This window comes from Bradyrhizobium sp. BEA-2-5 (assembly GCF_032918025.1).
In the GTDB taxonomy this organism is placed as follows: Bacteria; Pseudomonadota; Alphaproteobacteria; order Rhizobiales; family Xanthobacteraceae; genus Bradyrhizobium; species Bradyrhizobium pachyrhizi.
In genome coordinates this window covers 4,048,738-4,066,227 of sequence record NZ_CP136629.1, presented here as the reverse complement: position 1 = coordinate 4,066,227, position 17,490 = coordinate 4,048,738, and the positions used below count along the sequence as shown (strand labels likewise).

Here is a 17,490-nt window from a genome sequence, read left to right as displayed (position 1 = left end):
TTGTCGGCGCGGGCAATGCTGAAAAACGAGGAGGAATTACGATGTCTAACCGCTTTCTGATTTCGGTCGCCGCAGCCGCTTTGATCGCCGGCACCGGTTTCGCGAACGCACAGGGCGCCGGCGGCGCCAACAAGGAAACCGGAGCCGGTGGTGGTGCGACCACGCAGCAGTCTTCACCGTCCGGCGGCGCGTCATCGGGCACCATGCAGCATGACAAGAGCGGCATGAAGGGTTCCGAGCATTCGACCACCGGTGAGTCGAGCACCAAGGGAGCTGAGTCCGAGAAGTCCGGCACGGCCACCAAGGGTGCACAGGACAGCACCCAAAAGTCGAAGGGCATGAGCTCGGAGAACGAGGCGACCAAGGGCTCCAAGGAAGGCTCGAAGGACATGAAGGCCGAGGGTCGCGACAAGAGCGGCAACATGAAAGCCGAGGAGCGTGACAAGAGCGGCAAGATGAACGCCGAGAGCCGCGACAAGAGCGGTGCCGGTGCCACGACCAACCAGAACGCTCAGACCAAGAGCCCGGCCGACCCCAACCGCGCGCAGACCAACGACACGAGCCGCACGCAGACGACGACCGGCAACGCGGCAACGTCGGCCACCGCGGCTCCGCCGGCCGAGAAGCGCACCCAGATCACGACCGCGATCAAGTCGGAGCACGTGACCGAAGCCACCAACGTGAACTTCAATGTGGCGGTCGGCACCCGCGTTCCGGCTGACGTCCACTTCTACCCGGTGCCGGAGCGGGTCGTGACGATCTACCCGCAGTGGCGCGGCTATCAGTTCATCCTGGTCAAGGGCCGCTACGTGATCGTTCAGCCTGAGACCCATGAGATCGTCTACATCATCGAGGGCTAAACCGGCCTCGGTGCGAGGGCGCCAAGACGGGCCCTCGAAGACGGGCCCTTGCCTTCATCTCGACCCCGCCCCCTTCAGGGCGGGGTCTTGCTTTCGGCCGCCCCCGCATCACGCAGTGGATGGCGGGCCGGAGCGCCCCACGAAGGCGACTTCCGCAAGATTTGGTTAATCAGCATTTTCCGGAGGTTAGGACAGTTATCTAACAGGGTGGAGGAAGTTGTTGAAGACGTTCTGATTTCACCTAAAGACTTCCCCTTCGGCCGGTTGTTACCTATAACCCGGCCCACTCCACCCCTTGTCGGACCCCCTTCGGAACCTTTGGCCGGAACCCTTGGCAGGAAAACTTTGGCAGGAAACTCTGGAATGGCTGCTGCCGGAACGATCTATGTGCTGAACGGCCCGAACCTCAATCTGCTGGGGACGCGCGAGCCGGAGACCTACGGCCACGCCACCCTCGCCGACGTCGAGAAGCTGTGCGCGGACACCGCGCGCCAGTTCGGGCTGAAGGCCGACTGCCGGCAGTCCAACCGCGAAGGCGAGCTGATCGACTTCATCCATGAGGCACACGCCAAGAAAGCGGTCGGCATCATCATCAACGCCGGTGGCTACTCTCATACCTCGATCGCGCTGCATGACGCGCTGGTCGCGGTCAAGATACCCGCGGTCGAAGTTCACGTCAGCAACATCCACGCCCGCGAAAGCTTCCGGCACCACTCGTTCACTGCTAAAGCCGCCTTCGCGTCACTTTGCGGCTTCGGCATCGACGGCTACCGGCTTGCGATCATCGGCCTCGCCACCAAGATCGGTGCCAGGATCGATACCAAGATCGACGCCAAGCCAAAGACTTAATCGTCAATCCTGACGTTCCCCGTCACCAGACAAAGATTTTGGATCACAGAGCATGGCGCGCCAGCCAGACGACAAAGCAGCCGCAAAGTCCAAGAACGACTCCAAGAACGACGACAGCGCCCTCATTCGCGAGCTCGCGCTGCTGCTCGCGGAAACCAATCTGACCGAGATCGAGATCGAGCGTGCCGGCCTGCGCGTCCGTGTCGCGCGCAACATCAGCATCGCGGCCTCGGTGCCCGCGGCCTCCGTGGCGAGCGTTGCCGGACCGGCCGCCTTGGCCGTCCCGGCGGCTGCGACCGATCTCGCCAAGCATCCCGGCGCCGTGACCTCGCCGATGGTCGGCACCGCCTATTGGGCGCCGGAGCCGGGCGCAAAGCCGTTCATCGAGGTCGGCACCAAGGTCTCGGTCGGCCAGACGCTGCTGATCATCGAAGCCATGAAGACGATGAACCAGATCCCTTCGCCGCGCGCCGGCACGGTGACGCAGATCCTGGTCGAGGATGGCCAGCCGGTCGAGTACGGCGAGCCGCTCGTCATCATTGAATAGCTTCCGTCAACGCCAGGCGCTGCCATGTTCGACAAGATCCTCATAGCCAATCGCGGCGAGATCGCCCTTCGCATCCTCAGGGCCTGCAAGGAGCTCGGGATCGCGACCGTCGCCGTGCACTCCACGGCCGACGCCGACGCCATGCATGTGCGGCTGTCGGACGAGAGCGTCTGCATCGGGCCGCCGTCGTCCAAGGACAGCTATCTCAACGTGCCCGCGCTGCTCGCGGCCTGCGAGATCACCGGCGCCGACGCCGTGCATCCCGGCTACGGCTTCCTGTCCGAGAACGCGCGCTTTGCGGAAATCCTCGCCGAGCACAATCTGCATTTCATCGGCCCCAAGGCCGAGCACATCCGCCTGATGGGCGACAAGATCGAGGCCAAGAAGACGGCGAAACGCCTCGGCATTCCCGTGGTGCCCGGCTCCGACGGCGCGGTCGGCCCCGATGACGACGCCATGGCGATCGCCAGGAAGATCGGCTTCCCGGTGCTGGTGAAGGCGGCGGCCGGCGGTGGCGGCCGCGGCATGAAGGTCGCGCACAGCGAGGCCGACCTCCAGCTGGCGCTGTCGACGGCGGCCAACGAGGCCAGGTCCGCCTTTGGCGATGCGTCCGTCTATCTGGAGAAATATCTCCAGAAGCCGCGCCACATCGAGATCCAGATCCTCGGCGACGGCCGCGGCGGCGCCATCCATCTCGGTGAGCGCGACTGCTCGCTGCAGCGCCGGCACCAGAAGGTCTGGGAGGAAGGTCCCTCGCCCGTGCTCTCCGCCGCGGCGCGGGCCAGGATCGGCGAGACCTGCGCCAAAGCGATGCGCGAGATGAAATATCTCGGCGTCGGCACCATCGAGTTCCTGTACGAGGACGGCGAGTTCTACTTCATCGAAATGAACACGCGCATCCAGGTCGAGCATCCCGTCACCGAGAGCATCACCGACATCGACCTCGTGCTGGAGCAGATCCGCATCGCCGCCGGCGGCGACCTGCCCGCCAGGCAGGACGAAATCCAGGTCATCGGCCACGCGATCGAGTGCCGCATCAACGCCGAGAATCCGCAGACCTTCCGCCCCTCGCCCGGCCGGATCCTGCAATATCATCCGCCCGGCGGCCTCGGCGTCCGGATCGATTCCGCCGTCTATCAGGGTTACACGATCCCGCCCTATTACGATTCGCTCGTCGGCAAGCTGATCGTGCATGGCAAGACCCGCGCCGAATGCCTGATGCGGTTGCGCCGGGCGCTGGACGAGATGGTGGTCGAAGGCATCGAGACCACGCTGCCGCTGTTCCGGGCGCTCGTGCGCGAAGACGCCATCATCAACGGCGACTACCACATCCACTGGCTGGAGCAGTACCTCGCCGGCCAGCCATCCGACGCCGCAAAATAGTTCGGAACTCCGTGGAACCCAGCCCTTCCTCAAACGTACTATAGGGTTATTGGCTTTCCACGGGGACGCGTTAAATCCCACTCCCATAGCGAGATCGTCGTGACGGTCGTTTCACGGCGCCGGTCGACGTTACAGATCCTCCTGCTATCGGCGGGGTTTTTCGTGCTGGTCGCGGTCAGCGTGGCGTCCGTCCTGCTGGTCAACAAGGCGCGCGAGGACAACGCCTGGGTGATTCACACCGTCGAGACCGAGAGCCAGGTTGCCAACCTGCTGCTCGACGTCAGGCGCGCCGAAAGCGCGACCAGGGCGTATCTGCTGACATCAGCACCACAATACCTGTCCGAGTACCAGTCCGCGGCAGCGAGAGTGCCGGCCGCGCTCAACCATCTCCAGATGATGACCGTGGACAATCCGGCGCAGGTCGCCAATGCCGCGAAGCTCAAAGCCGCCGTCGAGCAACGGCTGGCCGAGTTCGCGCTCAGCATCGAGCGTGTCAAGAACAACAACACGGCGACCAGCATCGACGTCCTGCGCAAGACCACATCGACCGATGCGGTGGAGGCGATCGCCCGGATCGCCCGCGACATCCGCACCGAGGAGAATCGTCTGCTGGCATTGCGCACAGCGACGGCGGACAAGACCCAGGTGCTGGCCTCCTCCGTCACGATCGCCGGCTCCTGCATGGTGCTGGCGCTCGCCGCTCTCTCGGTCGTGCTGCTGCGGCGATCGTCGCGGGCGCGCGACGAGGCCGAGGCCAGGCTGCGCGACAGCAACGTCAATCTGGAGGCCGTCGTCGACGAGCGCACGGCAGACCTGCGCGAAGCCAACGACGAGATCCAGCGCTTTGCCTATATCGTCAGCCACGATCTGCGCTCGCCGCTCGTCAACATCATGGGCTTCACCAGCGAACTCGAGGAGCTCGGCGGCGACATCTTCAAGCGCATCGCCACGCTCAATCGCGCCGCCTCGCTGGCGCCGGCGATGCCGGAAGACGCGACCGATGTGGCCGAGCCCGAGCTCGAAGGCTCCGACAAGCAGCTATCCGACGACTTCAATGAATCGCTCGGCTTCATCAAATCGTCGATCGCCAAGATGGATCGCCTGATCAGTGCGATCCTCAATCTCACCCGCGAGGGCCGCCGCGAGTTCAAGCCCGAACGCATCGATCTGCGCGAGCTCATCGACGGCATCGTCAAGACGGTGGCTCACCAGGCCGTCGAGGCCAATGCGACCGTCGAGGTCGGCGCGTTGCCGAATATCGTCAGCGACCGCCTCGCGCTGGAGCAGATCTTCTCCAATCTGATCGACAACGCACTCAAGTACCTCAGGAACGGCGTTCCCGGCGAGATTTCGATCGAGGGCCGGACCAAGCTCGGCTACGCCATCTTCGAGATCAGCGACAACGGCCGCGGGATCGATCCGAGGGACCACCAGCGGATATTCGACCTGTTCCGCCGCGCGGGAACCCAGGACAAGCCCGGCCAGGGCATCGGTCTTGCGCATGTCCGTGCACTTGTGCGTCGCCTCGGCGGCACCATGTCGGTATCATCGGAACTGAACGCAGGCAGCACCTTCACGATCACGCTGCCGATCAATTGGTCAGGCAAGAACCGGGACAAAGTGACATGAGTGATCCTGTCACCATCATCATGATCGAGGACGACGAGGGCCACGCCCGCCTGATCGAGCGCAACATCCGCCGCTCGGGCGTCAACAACGAGATCGTTCCGTTCACCAACGGTACAGAGGCCGTGAACTACCTGTTCGGCAAGGATGGCAGCGCCGTCGAGCGCAAGGGCCAGGCCCTGCTGATCCTGCTCGACCTCAACCTCCCCGACATGACCGGGATCGACATCCTGAAGCAGATCAAGGAGAACAAATATCTGAAGGCCTCGCCCGTGGTGGTGCTGACCACCACCGACGATTCCCAGGAAATCAAGCGCTGCTACGAACTCGGCTGCAACGTCTACATCACCAAGCCCGTCAACTACGAGAGCTTTGCCAACGCGATTCGTCAGCTTGGCCTGTTCTTTTCGGTAATTCAGGTGCCGCCGGCTGCCGTATGACCAGCCCAACGCCGACACTGCTCTACATCGACGACGACGACGCGCTGGCGCGCCTGGTCGACCGCGGCCTGACGCGGCGCGGCTACAGGGTCGTTCACGCCGCGAGCGGCGAGGAAGGTCTCGAGCGGCTCGGCCAGGGCGGCATCGACGTCGTCGCGCTCGATCAGTACATGCCCGGCCTCGATGGGCTGGAGACCCTGGAGCAGATCCTCAAGATACCGGACGCTCCGCCGGTGGTGTTCGTCACCGCGTCGCAGGATTCGGCGATCGCCGTCACCGCGCTGAAGGCCGGCGCGGCGGACTATCTGGTGAAGGACGTCCAGGGCGACTTCATCCCGCTCCTCCACGTCGCCGCCGATGGCGCGCTGCGCCAGGCCGCGCTGCAGAGGGCGCGCGAGGAAGCCGAAGCCGAGATCCACGCCTCGCGCGACCGCTACGCGGCGCTTGCCGCCGAACGCGAGCTCCTGCTGCGCGAGGTCAACCACCGTGTCGGCAATTCGCTCCAGATCATCGCCTCGTTGCTGCACCTTCAGGCGAGCTCCGCCGCGCAGGACGAGGTCAAGGCGGCACTGACCAATGCGATGGGCCGCGTCGCCGCGGTCGCGCAGGTGCACCGCCGCCTCTACACCTCTCAGGACCTGAAAAGCGTGGTCCTGAACCAGTATCTGGACTCACTGCTCGAAGACCTGCGCCGCTCGGCCGAAGGCAACCGGATGTCGCGCCTGACGCTGAAGGCCGAGCCGATCGAGATCGACCCGGACCGTGCGGTCGCCGTCGGCATCATCGTCAACGAGCTGGTGATGAACGCGGTGAAATACGCCTATCCCGACGGCGCCGGCCCGATCCATGTCGAGCTCAAGCCGCAAGGCGACGATCTGCAGCTCGCGATCAGCGACGACGGGGTCGGCTTTTCCGACCAGGCCGATCCGCGCGGCACCGGCATGGGCCAGCGGATCGTCAGCGCGATGGCAGCCAAGCTCGATGCCAGCGTCGAGCGCGACCCCGGCCACAAGGGCACCCGCTTCGTGGTGCGGTTCGCCCGCGTCAGCCCGGCGCTCGACAAATCGGCAAGCGCCGCCGCCAGCTAATGCCGCAAATTTCAGCAAATTCGATTGATTTGTCCGGATCGCTTTAACGACTGCGTCATGCTGTTGATGAATCGCGGCGCGCCGGGCCTGACCAGTTAAGAAAGTTCTGGGCGTTCTTTGCGATGCTCGTGCCAACTGCTTGGCAGGAGCGGCACGCGATGTTCGGGCGCAGGCCAGTTTTTGGAAAGAAGCAAGAAACGACCTTGGGCGAGCTCAAGGAGACCGTGTGTCCGGCGCCGGGCGCCGACGGCGCGACGCCCGCTTTTCACAAGCAGCAGTGGGATCACCCGCTGATCGGCTCGATGCTGCGCGATGCAGGTTTCGCGCCTGATGACGAAGCCAGCATCGTGCCGACGGCAGACAATCGCCTTGCCGTGTTCGCTGCGGCCAACAAGCGATTGCAGGACCGTACTGAGACCTTCAACCGCGACATGACGGCGCGGCACGGCCACTGCCACGCGGTGCCGTTCCTGGTCATCGACCAAAATATCTGGGATGGACCGCATGGCGCGTTCCTCTACGCGCAAATGGGGCTGATCGGCTACGACGAGTGGAACGTGATCATGCTGGCAGGAGACCCGCAGACCACGGCGTCATGCGGCCTGGCAGGCCATCCCGGTTTCCTTCCATCCGTGACGCAAGTCATGACCGAGCATGTGATCGCGTGGAAGGCGCGGCACAACGCCCTGCTCGAGACGTACGGGATCACCGCGACCGGCAGCCGGGATATCTCGCATGAAGGATACGAGATGGAAAAGGACACTCTGCGCAACGAAATCATCGACAAGGCCGGCTGGATGAAGCCGCGCATCATCGACGAGCTCTTGCGCTGGGCCTAGAGGCATCAAGCCTCTGCGAAGCGCCTTACTCGTGCCTGCCGCGATGCCGGCGTGCGCGGGGCGGACGGCAATCCTGACACGGTGCGCCAAACACGACCTGCGACGGATAGGGTCGCGCGGAGTGATATGGCGTCGAGCCGAACAGGCCGGCCGCACCGAACCCCGCGCTGAAGGGATCGGCCGCGAAATTGCCGGGGAAATAGCCGTTGCTGCGAAAATCGCGGTCGTCGTCCCTGCCGTCGAAATACGCGCCGCCGGTGCTGCCGTAGCGCAACGGCCGCTGCTGGGCCGACGCCGCGGCTACGCTGAGTGCGATGGCGGCGCAGGCGATCAGTCCTCTGATGGCAATCATGGCGAAAACCCTCATTGCGGAAGGGTGCCCCAGTCGCCCTTCCAGGCGATCAGGCGTCCCTTGCCGAATTGCAGATAGAGCCCGTCGCTGCGCCGCGACAGCACGCTGCCCCTGACATTGGGCAGCGCGACGAACAATTCATTGCCCGGCGTGCCGCGCACGTAATTCAGGGGAACGCCGAGCGACTGGCTGGCCTGGTCGGCGCTCATGCCGAAGGCGAGCGGAACGCTGTTCGGTGGCCGCTGCTGCGCGCGGGACGCGCCGGTCGATGCGCCGAGCGCGATGACGAGGGCAACGAGGAGTGTCGCGAAACGCTGCATGGCTGACCTCATGGCACCGCCGCCGCCAGCGTACCGGCGGGCGTCCAGCCGCCGCCGAGCGCCTGGAACAGGCTGCTTGCCGCCAGCAGCTTGTTGAGCCGGACCGTGACCAGATTGTTCTCGGCCGTGAACAGCGTCTGCTGCGCCTGCAGCACCGTGATCAGGTTGACCGTACCGCCGCGCAGCTGCGTCTCGGCGACCTCGAACGCCTTGCGCGAGGCGGCGACGACGTCGGACTGCAGGCGCTCCTGCAATGTGTACTTCTGCAACGCGATCAGTGCCTTCTCGACATCGGCGAAGGCCGACAGCACCGCCTTGCGATAGGCCTGCAGGTTTTGCAGCTGCTGGCCCTTGGCGAGCTTGAGCTGGCTCTCCAGCAGGAAGCCGTCGAACAGCGGCTGGGTCAGCCCGGCGGCGAGCGTGTAATACCAGGCGCCCGGCGCGAACAGCGAGGCCAGCGCCGCGCTCTGGAAACCGGTGGTGCCGGTCAGCTGGATCTGCGGAAAGAATGCTGCGCGCGCCGCGTCGACGCTGAAATTGGACGACGCCAGCTGCGCCTCGGCCTCGCGGACGTCAGGCCGCTGGTAGAGCAATTCCGACGGCAGTCCCGGCGTGACGCGCGGCACCGCGATCTGGGTGGTGGACCCGCCGCGCACCTTGAAATCGGCCGGCGCGCGCGCCACCAGCACGGCGAGCGCCGCGATGTTCTGCCCGACCGTTACCTCGAGCGGCGGGATCGCCGCGCGCTGCGTGGCGACCAGCGCCTCCTGCTGCGACAGATCGAGCTGCGAAGCGGTGCCGCCGGCGAATTGCGACTTGATCAGCGCAAGGATGCGCTCGGCCGCGGCGAGGTTGCGACGGGTGACCTTGATCTGGTCCTGCGCCGCCAGCAGCTGGAAATAGGTGTTGGCGACCGTCGCCATCGTGGTCAGCGCGACCACCTCGCGATTGTAGCGCGCGACGGTCGCGCTCTCCTCCGAGGCCGACAGCGTCGCGCGGTTCTTGCCCCAGAAATCGACGATGTAGCTTGCGCTCAGCCCCAGGCTGTACTGCGAGAAGGTGCCGCTGGTGCCGAACGACGAACTGGATCCCGTCGCCACACGCTGGCGCTCGGCATTCGCCGATCCGGAGATGGACGGCAGCAGCGCGGCGCCGGAAACGCCGACCTGGGCGTCTGCCTGCACGATCTGGGCGATCGCCACCGCGATGTCGAGATTGTAGAGCTGCGCGGATTCCATCAGCCCGGTCAGTTCGGGCGAGCGGAAGCCGCGCCACCAGGCGAGCGCCGGAACAGCCGCATCGGCATCGCCCTTGGCCGCAGACTTGTAGCTCGCCGGCACTTCCAGGCTGAGCTCGGGCTTCTCCGCCCCGGGAATACAGCCGGACAGACCGAGGCTGAGGCCGCCGAACGCCGCCACGCGCAGAAGCCGGATCGGCTTGCGCATCAACTGAAGATTTCGCAACGCTGCACCTGTCGGCATTTACTCGCCCGGTTGAAGTGAGGAGCCCGGCATCCGCATCGCGCCGCCGCGGCGCACGCGCTGGGCCCACAGGCGGAACCGGTCGAGATAGAGGTAGATGACCGGCGTCGTGTAGAGCGTGAGGACCTGGCTCAGGATCAGGCCACCGACGATGGCGATGCCGAGCGGCTGCCGCAGCTCGCCGCCATCGCCCATGCCGATAGCCAGCGGTACCGCCCCGAGCAGCGCGGCCATCGTCGTCATCATGATGGGGCGGAAGCGCAGCAGGCAGGCCTCCCGGATCGCCTCGAGCGGCTCCAGCCCGCGCCTGCGTTCCGCATCCAGCGCAAAGTCGATCATCATGATGGCGTTCTTCTTCACAATGCCGATCAGCAGGATGACGCCGATCAGCGCCATGATACTGAACTCGGTCTTGAATGCCATCAGCGCCAGCAAGGCGCCCACACCCGCCGAGGGCAGTGTGGACAAGATGGTCAGCGGATGGATGTAGCTCTCATAGAGCACGCCCAGCACGATGTAGATCGCCACCAGCGCCGCCAGGATCAGGAACGGCTGGTTGCTCAGCGAGTCCTGGAACGCCTTGGCGGTACCCTGGAAGGTGCCGCGGATCGTGGCCGGGACCCCGATCCGGTTCATGGTCGCCTCGATGCTGCCGACCGCCGTGCTCAGCGACACGTTCGGCGGCAGGTTGAACGAGATGGTGTTGGCGACCAACAGGCCCTGGTGATTGACAGCAAGCGGCGTCGCGCCCTGCTTGAATGCTGCAACTTCCGACAACGGGATCATGGTCTCGCTGCTGGTGGAGACGGCCGATCCGGTCGAGGCCACGCCCTTCCCGGTCGAACCGATCGAATTGGTCGCCTGGTTGCGCGCCGCCTGGGCGTTGGCCGCACTGGCCGCGCTCGAGGTGCCCGGCGCCACCACGGTGCCCGCCACCGCGTTAGTCGATTGCGAGCCGCCGACCGAACCGCCGGACGTGCTGATATAGACGTCCTTCAGCGTCTCCGGATTCTGCCAGTAGCGCGGCGCGACCTCCATGATGACGTGATACTGGTTGCGCGCGACATAGATCGTCGACACCTGCCGCTGGCCGAAGGCGTCGTAGAGGGTGTTGTCGATCTGGCTCACCGTGATGCCGAGCCGGGCCGCCGCGTCGCGGTCGATCACGAGATCGGATTCCAGGCCCTTGTTCTGCTGGTCGCTGTTGACGTCGGCGAGGTTCGGATCGCGCTGCAGGGCCGCCGCGATCTTCGGCGTCCATTCATTGAGCTCCTCCAGCGTCGATCCCTGCAGGGTGTACTGATACTGCGCGTTCGAGGCCCTGCCCCCGACCCGGATGTCCTGCACCGCCTGCAGGAACAGGCTCGCGCCCGGCACCACCGACATCTCGCGGCGCAGCCGCGCGATCACGCCGTCGGCGCCGATCTTGCGCTCATCGAGCGGACGCAGTGAGACGAACACGAAGCCGGAATTGGTTTGCCCGCCGCCGGTGAAGCCGACCGCCGTCTCCACCGCCGGATCGCGCTTGATGATGCCGACGAACTGCGCGAGCTTCTGCTGCATCAGCTGGAACGACACGCTCTGGTCGGCTTGGATCGAGCCGACCAGCCGGCCGGTGTCCTGCTGCGGGAAGAAGCCTTTCGGGATTACGTCGTAGAGATAGAAGTTGAGGCCGAACACCGCCGCCAGGATCAGCATCACCAACAGCGGATGCGCCAGCGCCGCGGTCAGCGTTCTGCGGTAGAAATTCAGCATCGCCTCGAAGAAGCGCTCGCTCGCCCAATAGAGCCGGCCATGGCCGCCGGCGTCCGGCTTGAGCAGCACGGCGCACATCATCGGCGTGGTCGCCAGCGAGACCGCGAGCGAGATCAGGATCGAGATCGAGATCACCATCGCGAACTCGCGGAACAGCCGCCCTACGATGCCGGCCATCAGCAGGATCGGGATGAATACCGCGATCAGCGAGATGCTCATCGACAGCACGGTGAAGCCGACCTCGTTGGCGCCCTTCAGCGCCGCCTCGAGCGGGCTCAGGCCGTCCTCGATGTAACGGGTGACGTTCTCCAGCACCACGATGGCGTCGTCGACCACGAAGCCGGTCGCGACCGTCAGCGCCATCAGGGAGAGATTGTCGAGGCTGTAGCCGAACAGGTACATCGCCCCGAAGGTCGCGACCAGCGACACCGAGACCGCCACTACCGGAATGAACGTGGCGCGCGCATTGCGCAGGAACGCGAACACCACGATGATGACCAGCAGCACCGCCAGAACCAGGGTTCGTTCGACGTCCCGGAGCGAGGTGCGGATGGTGGTCGAACGGTCGACCGCAAAGCCGATATCGATCGCCGGCGAGACCGACGCCTGCAGCTGCGGCATCAGCCCCTTCACGAGGTCGACGGTACTGATGATGTTGGCGTTCGGCTGCCGGTAGAGGATGATCAGGACCGCCGGCTTGCCGTTGGCGAGCCCGGCATTGCGCAAATTCTCGACGCCGTCGGCCACCTCGCCGACGTCGGAGAGATGAACCGGTGCGCCATTGCGGTAGGCCACGATCAGCGATCTGTAGTCGTCGGCCTTGTTGGCCTGGTCGTTGGCGTAGACCTGGTAGCGCTGGTCGCCGACGTCGATGCCGCCCTTTGGGCTGTGGGCGTTGGCGCTCGACAGCGCCGCGCGGACGTCTTCCAGCCCGATGCCGTATTTGTAGAGCGCCTGCGGGATCAGATCGACGCGCACGGCCGGCAGCGAGCTGCCGCCGACCACCACCTCGCCGATGCCCTCGACCTGCGACAGCTTCTGCGCCAGTACGGTGGAGGCGGCGTCGTAGAGATCGCCGCGCGTCAGCGTATCCGACGTCAGCGTCAGGATCAGGATCGGCGCGTCGGCCGGGTTGACCTTGCGGTAGGTCGGATTGCTGCGCAGGCTGGTCGGCAGGTCGGCGCGCGCCGCATTGATCGCGGCCTGCACGTCGCGCGCCGCGCCGTTGATGTCGCGGTTCAGCCCGAACTGCAGCGTGATGCGGGTCGCGCCGACCGAGCTCGACGACGTCATCTCGGTGACATCGGCGATCTGGCCGAGATGGCGCTCGAGCGGACTGGCGACCGTGGTCGCGACATCCTGCGGGCTGGCGCCGGGCAGCGTCGCCTGCACCGAGATGGTCGGGAAATCCACCTGCGGCAGCGGCGACACCGGCAGCTTGAAGAACGCGACGATGCCGGCCGCCGCGAGCCCGAACGTCAACAGCGTGGTCGCTACCGGCCTACGGATGAAGGGCGTTGACGGATCCATGGCTCAACGCGACCCGCTCGCCTCGCCGATCTCGTCTGCCCGCCCGGCAAACCGCAGCGCGAGGCGATCGAACCAGAGATAGATCACCGGTGTCGTGAACAGGGTCAGCAGCTGGCTCACCAAGAGACCGCCGACGATCGAGATACCGAGCGGATGCCGCAGCTCGGACCCCGCGCCGCTGCCGAGCATCAGCGGCAGCGCGCCGAGGACAGCCGCCATCGTCGTCATGATGATCGGCCGGAACCGCAGCAGGCAAGCCTGGTAGATCGCCTCCCGCGGCGGCTTGCCCTCGTTGCGCTCGGCGTCGAGCGCGAAGTCGATCATCATGATCGCATTCTTCTTCACGATGCCGATGAGAAGGATGATGCCGATGATCGCGATGATGGTGAGATCCTGACCGCACAGCATCAGCGCCAGGATCGCACCGACGCCGGCCGAGGGTAGCGTCGAGAGGATCGTGATCGGATGGATGTAGCTCTCATAGAGCACGCCCAGCACGATATAGACCGTGATGATCGCGGCCAGGATCAGGAACAGCTGGTTGGAGAGCGAGGACTGGAACGCCAGCGCCGCGCCCTGGAAGCTCGTGATCATGCCGAGCGGCTGGTTGATGTCGGCCTGGGCCCGCTTGATCGCCGTCACCGCCCCGCCGAGCGAGGCGCCGGGCGCGAGGTTGAACGAGACCGTCGCCGACGGGAACTGGCCGAGATGCGAGATCTGCAGCGGCGCGGTCTCCACCCGCATCTTGGCCATCACCGACAGCGGCACTGGCGTCGAGCCCACCGATGACGGCAGATAGATCGACGACAGCGAATCCAGCGAAGTCTGCAGCGACGGATCGGCTTCCAGGATCACGCGGTACTGGTTCGAATTGGTGAAGACGGTCGAGACGATGCGCTGGCCGTAGGAATCGTACAGCGCGTTGTCGATCGTCGCCGGCGTGATGCCGAACCGCGCAGCCTGGTCGCGGTCGATGTCGACGAACACCGAAAGCCCCTGCGCCGAAATATCGCTGGTGACGTCGCTGAGCTCGGGCAATTCCCGGAGCTTGTCGACCAGCTTCGGCGTCCATTCCGCAAGCTCGTTCGGATCGGCATCCTGCAGGATGAACTGATACTGCGTCCGGCTCACCGTGCCTTCGATGGTGAGGTCCTGGACCGGCTGCATGTAGAGCGTGATGCCGGTCAGCGCCGCCGTGCTGGCCTTGATCCGGTCCATGATCGTCGAGACATTGGCCTTGCGCTGCTCATGCGGCTTCAGATTGATCAGGATGCGGCCGCTGTTCAGCGTGGTGTTGGTGCCGTCGACGCCGATGAACGAGGACAGGCTCTGCACGTCCGGGTCCTTCAGGATCGCGCTGGCGAGCCGCTGCTGCCGCTCGGCCATCGCCGCATAGGACACCGATTGCGGCGCCTCGGAGATCGCCTGGATCACGCCGGTGTCCTGCACCGGAAAGAAGCCCTTGGGGATGACGACATAGAGCAGCGCCGTCAGACCAAAGGTGGCGAGCGCGATCAGCAGCACGAAGGTCTGGCGATCCAGCACCCAGTTGAGCATCCGGGCGTAGATCGCGATCACGGCATCGAAGCCTTCGCGGCTGAGCCGCTGGAAGGTGTTCTCGCGCGTCATGGCCTCCGGCTTCAGCAGCTTCGCACAGGCCATCGGCACCAGGGTCAGCGACACCACGGCCGAGATCAGGATCGTGACCGACAGCGTGATGGCGAATTCGCGGAACAGGCGGCCGACGACGTCGCCCATGAACAGCAGCGGGATCAGCACCGCGATCAGCGACACCGTCAGCGATATGATCGTGAAGCCGATCTGCTCGGACCCGCGCAAGGCAGCTTCTAGCGGCGACTCACCTTCCTCGATGTAGCGCGAGATGTTCTCGATCACGACGATGGCGTCGTCGACCACGAAGCCGGTCGCGATCGTCAGCGCCATCAGCGACAGATTGTTCAGGCTGAAGCCGAACAGATACATCGCACCCAGCGTGCCGACCAGCGAGAGCGGCACCGACAGGCTCGGGATCAGCGTGGCGCGGGTCGAGCGCAGGAACACGAAGATCACTAGCACGACCAGGATCACGGCGAGCGACAGCTCGTATTCGACGTCGCGCACCGAGGCCCGGATCGTGACGGTGCGGTCAGTCAGGATATTGAGGTCGATCGCGGCCGGCAGCGTGGCCTGCAGCTGCGGAAGCAGATCCTTGATGCCCTGCACCACCGAGATGACGTTGGCGCCGGGCTGGCGCTGGATGTTGAGGATGATCGCCGGCGTCTCGTTCATCCAGGCGCCGAGCTTGTCGTTCTGCGCGCCGTCGACGACGTTGCCGACATCGCTGAGGCGGACCGGCGAGCCGTTCTTGTAGGCGATGATCAGCGAGCGGTAGTCACTGGCATTGCGGATTTGGTCGTTGGCATTGATGGTGTAGGCGCGCATCGCGCCGTCGAAATTGCCCTTCGGCGTGTTGACGTTGGCGTTGCCGAGCGTGGTACGGAGATCGTCGATGTTGAGGCCATAGGCCGCGAGCTTGCGGATATCGGCCTGGATGCGCACCGCGGGCCGCTGGCCGCCGCTGATGCTGACGAGGCCGACGCCGGGCAGCTGCGAGATCTTCTGCGCCAGCCGCGTGTCGACGAAATCCTGCACCTGGGTCAGCGGCATGGTCTTCGAGGTCAGGCCGAGGGTCAGGATCGGTGCATCGGCCGGATTGACCTTGGCGTAGATCGGCGGCGCCGGCAGGTCCGACGGCAGCAGATTGCCCGCGGCATTGATCGCGGCCTGCACCTCCTGCTCGGCGACGTCGAGCGAGATCGACAGGCCGAATTGCAGCGTGATCACGGACGAGCCCGCCGAGCTCACCGAGCTCATCTGGGTCAGATTCGGCATCTGGCCGAACTGCACCTCGAGCGGCGCCGTCACCGACGAGGTCATCACGTCGGGGCTCGCGCCCGGATAGAAGGTCTGCACCTGGATGGTCGGATAGTCGACCTCCGGCAGCGCCGCGACCGGGAGAAATCTGAACGCCAGCATGCCCGACAGCATGATGGCGATCATCATCAGGGTCGTCGCCACCGGCCGCAGGATGAATGGCCGCGACGGGTTCATTTCTTCTGCCCGTCCTCGGACCGCTTGTGGTGGCCGCCTCCGGGATCAGCGCCGTCCTTACTATCTCCCTTGCCGTCTCCCTTCGCCGCCCCCTTGGCCGCAGCGGCCGGGTTCGCGGCGGCGGCGGCGGAGCGCACGACCACCTTGGCGCCCTCGCGCAGCTTGTCGGCGCCGTCGATCACGATGCGATCGCCGGCCACGAGCCCGGACAGCACCTCGACCCGGTCGCCATCGGTGACGCCGAGCTTGACCGGCCGCACCGAGACCGTGCTGTCGCCGTTGACGAGATAGACGAAGGTGCCGGGGACACCGCGCTGGATGCCGGCGGTCGACATCGTCGTCGCATCCTTGTGGGTATCGAGCAGCAGGCGGACGTTGACGAACTGGTTCGGAAACAGTGTGCGCTTATCGTTCTCGAACTGCGCGCGCAGCTTGATGGTGCCGGTGGTCGCATCGATCTGGCTGTCGAAGGTCTGCAACGATCCCTCGGCGAGCTTGTTGGCGCCGCTGCGGTCATAGGCCGCCGCCGGCAGCACCGCGCCCTCCTTCAACCGCTTCGCGACCGCCTGCAGATTGTCCTCCGGCAGCGTGAACAGCACGCTGATCGGCTCGAGCTGCGTGATCACGACGAGGCCGTTGGTATCGCCCGCCGTCACATAGTTGCCGAGATCAACCTGGCGCAGTCCGACGCGCCCGTTGATCGGCGACACGATGTGACAATATTGCAAATTCACCTCGGCCGACTTCACCGAAGCGCGATCGGCTTCCACCGTGCCCTGATACTGCGCGACCAGCGCGACCTGGGTGTCTAGCGTCTGGTGCGGCACCGCATTCTGCGCGGCGAGGTTCTGGTAGCGCGTGAGATCGACCTGGGCGCCCTTCAGCTGCGCCTCGTCGCGGGCGAGCTGGCCCTTGGCCTGCGCCAGCGTCGCCTCATAGGGGCGCGAATCGATCTCGGCGATCAGGTCGCCTTTCCTGACCTCGTCGCCCTCCTTGAAATCGATCTTCATCAGATAGCCGCTGATCTGGCTCCTGATCGTCACGGTCGCGAGCGACGTCACGGTGCCGAGCGCATTCAGGCTGACGCCGATATCGCCCTTGCCGATCGTCTCCGGCACGATCGACATCGGCCCGGCGTTGCGCCCGCCACCGGCCTGCGGCGGCGCGGCCTGCTGCCGCGTCCACCAGACGATGCCTGCCAGCACCGCCAGCACGAGACATCCCGTCAGAACCCCCCGCCAACGCGACCCTCGCCTGGTTTGCTCGGGCGCTAAAATCGACGGGTCTTTGATCTGCTGGTCCATAACTT

The 17,490-nt window shown here is 65.3% G+C and carries 14 protein-coding genes; 8 read left to right on the top strand and 6 right to left on the bottom strand.

Annotated elements, in window-relative coordinates:
• Positions 1 to 41 precede the first annotated feature (41 nt).
• The 8 genes from RX327_RS18915 (at position 42) to RX327_RS18880 (ending at position 7,632) form a co-directional block, all read left to right on the top strand.
• The gene (locus RX327_RS18915) at positions 42 to 860 is read left to right on the top strand and encodes a DUF1236 domain-containing protein (RefSeq protein ID WP_050386562.1); all 819 of its coding nucleotides are present in this window, start codon (positions 42 to 44) and stop codon (positions 858 to 860) included.
• A gap of 363 nt (positions 861 to 1,223) precedes the next feature.
• Complete coding sequence (gene aroQ, locus RX327_RS18910) at positions 1,224 to 1,709, top strand: type II 3-dehydroquinate dehydratase (RefSeq protein ID WP_317251114.1); 486 nt, start codon at positions 1,224 to 1,226, stop codon at positions 1,707 to 1,709.
• Between the two features lie 52 nt (positions 1,710 to 1,761).
• On the top strand, positions 1,762 to 2,256 hold the full coding sequence (accB, locus tag RX327_RS18905) for an acetyl-CoA carboxylase biotin carboxyl carrier protein (protein ID WP_317251113.1): 495 nt from the start codon (positions 1,762 to 1,764) through the stop codon (positions 2,254 to 2,256).
• Positions 2,257 to 2,280: 24 nt separating this feature from the next.
• Positions 2,281 to 3,639, top strand: a complete 1,359-nt coding sequence (gene accC / locus RX327_RS18900; RefSeq protein WP_317251112.1) for an acetyl-CoA carboxylase biotin carboxylase subunit — start codon at positions 2,281 to 2,283, stop codon at positions 3,637 to 3,639.
• Positions 3,640 to 3,738: 99 nt separating this feature from the next.
• Positions 3,739 to 5,268, top strand: a complete 1,530-nt coding sequence (locus RX327_RS18895) for a sensor histidine kinase (protein WP_317251111.1) — start codon at positions 3,739 to 3,741, stop codon at positions 5,266 to 5,268.
• Positions 5,265 to 5,705, top strand: a complete 441-nt coding sequence (locus RX327_RS18890; RefSeq protein ID WP_317251110.1) for a response regulator — start codon at positions 5,265 to 5,267, stop codon at positions 5,703 to 5,705. Before RX327_RS18895 ends, RX327_RS18890 begins: the two co-directional genes overlap by 4 nt.
• On the top strand, positions 5,702 to 6,793 hold the full coding sequence (locus tag RX327_RS18885) for a sensor histidine kinase (RefSeq protein WP_317251109.1): 1,092 nt from the start codon (positions 5,702 to 5,704) through the stop codon (positions 6,791 to 6,793). The genes RX327_RS18890 and RX327_RS18885 overlap by 4 nt, the downstream gene beginning before the upstream one ends.
• A gap of 203 nt (positions 6,794 to 6,996) precedes the next feature.
• Complete coding sequence (locus RX327_RS18880) at positions 6,997 to 7,632, top strand: hypothetical protein (RefSeq protein ID WP_028332254.1); 636 nt, start codon at positions 6,997 to 6,999, stop codon at positions 7,630 to 7,632.
• 25 nt (positions 7,633 to 7,657) lie between these two features.
• Here RX327_RS18880 and RX327_RS18875 read toward each other — a convergent pair whose 3' ends face one another.
• Genes RX327_RS18875 through RX327_RS18850 form a run of 6 tightly spaced genes read right to left on the bottom strand, consistent with a single transcriptional unit; the run spans position 7,658 to position 17,485 of the window.
• Positions 7,658 to 7,984 carry a BA14K family protein gene (locus RX327_RS18875; protein WP_244482490.1) on the bottom strand — a complete coding sequence of 109 codons (327 nt, stop codon included), beginning with the start codon at positions 7,982 to 7,984 and terminating at the stop codon, positions 7,658 to 7,660.
• A gap of 11 nt (positions 7,985 to 7,995) precedes the next feature.
• On the bottom strand, positions 7,996 to 8,304 hold the full coding sequence (locus RX327_RS18870) for a hypothetical protein (protein ID WP_028332256.1): 309 nt from the start codon (positions 8,302 to 8,304) through the stop codon (positions 7,996 to 7,998).
• A gap of 8 nt (positions 8,305 to 8,312) precedes the next feature.
• The gene (locus RX327_RS18865) at positions 8,313 to 9,785 is read right to left on the bottom strand and encodes an efflux transporter outer membrane subunit (protein WP_050386566.1); all 1,473 of its coding nucleotides are present in this window, start codon (positions 9,783 to 9,785) and stop codon (positions 8,313 to 8,315) included.
• Positions 9,786 to 13,070: an efflux RND transporter permease subunit gene (locus RX327_RS18860; RefSeq protein WP_317251108.1), complete on the bottom strand. Its 3,285-nt coding sequence runs from the start codon at positions 13,068 to 13,070 to the stop codon at positions 9,786 to 9,788. It abuts the gene before it with no gap.
• Between the two features lie 3 nt (positions 13,071 to 13,073).
• A complete protein-coding gene (locus RX327_RS18855) occupies positions 13,074 to 16,181 on the bottom strand; it encodes an MdtB/MuxB family multidrug efflux RND transporter permease subunit (RefSeq protein ID WP_317251107.1) in 3,108 nt (1,035 codons plus the stop codon).
• Entirely contained in the window at positions 16,178 to 17,485 is a 1,308-nt protein-coding gene (locus RX327_RS18850; RefSeq protein WP_410712169.1) for an MdtA/MuxA family multidrug efflux RND transporter periplasmic adaptor subunit, read from the bottom strand. Before RX327_RS18850 ends, RX327_RS18855 begins: the two co-directional genes overlap by 4 nt.
• Positions 17,486 to 17,490 lie beyond the last annotated feature (5 nt).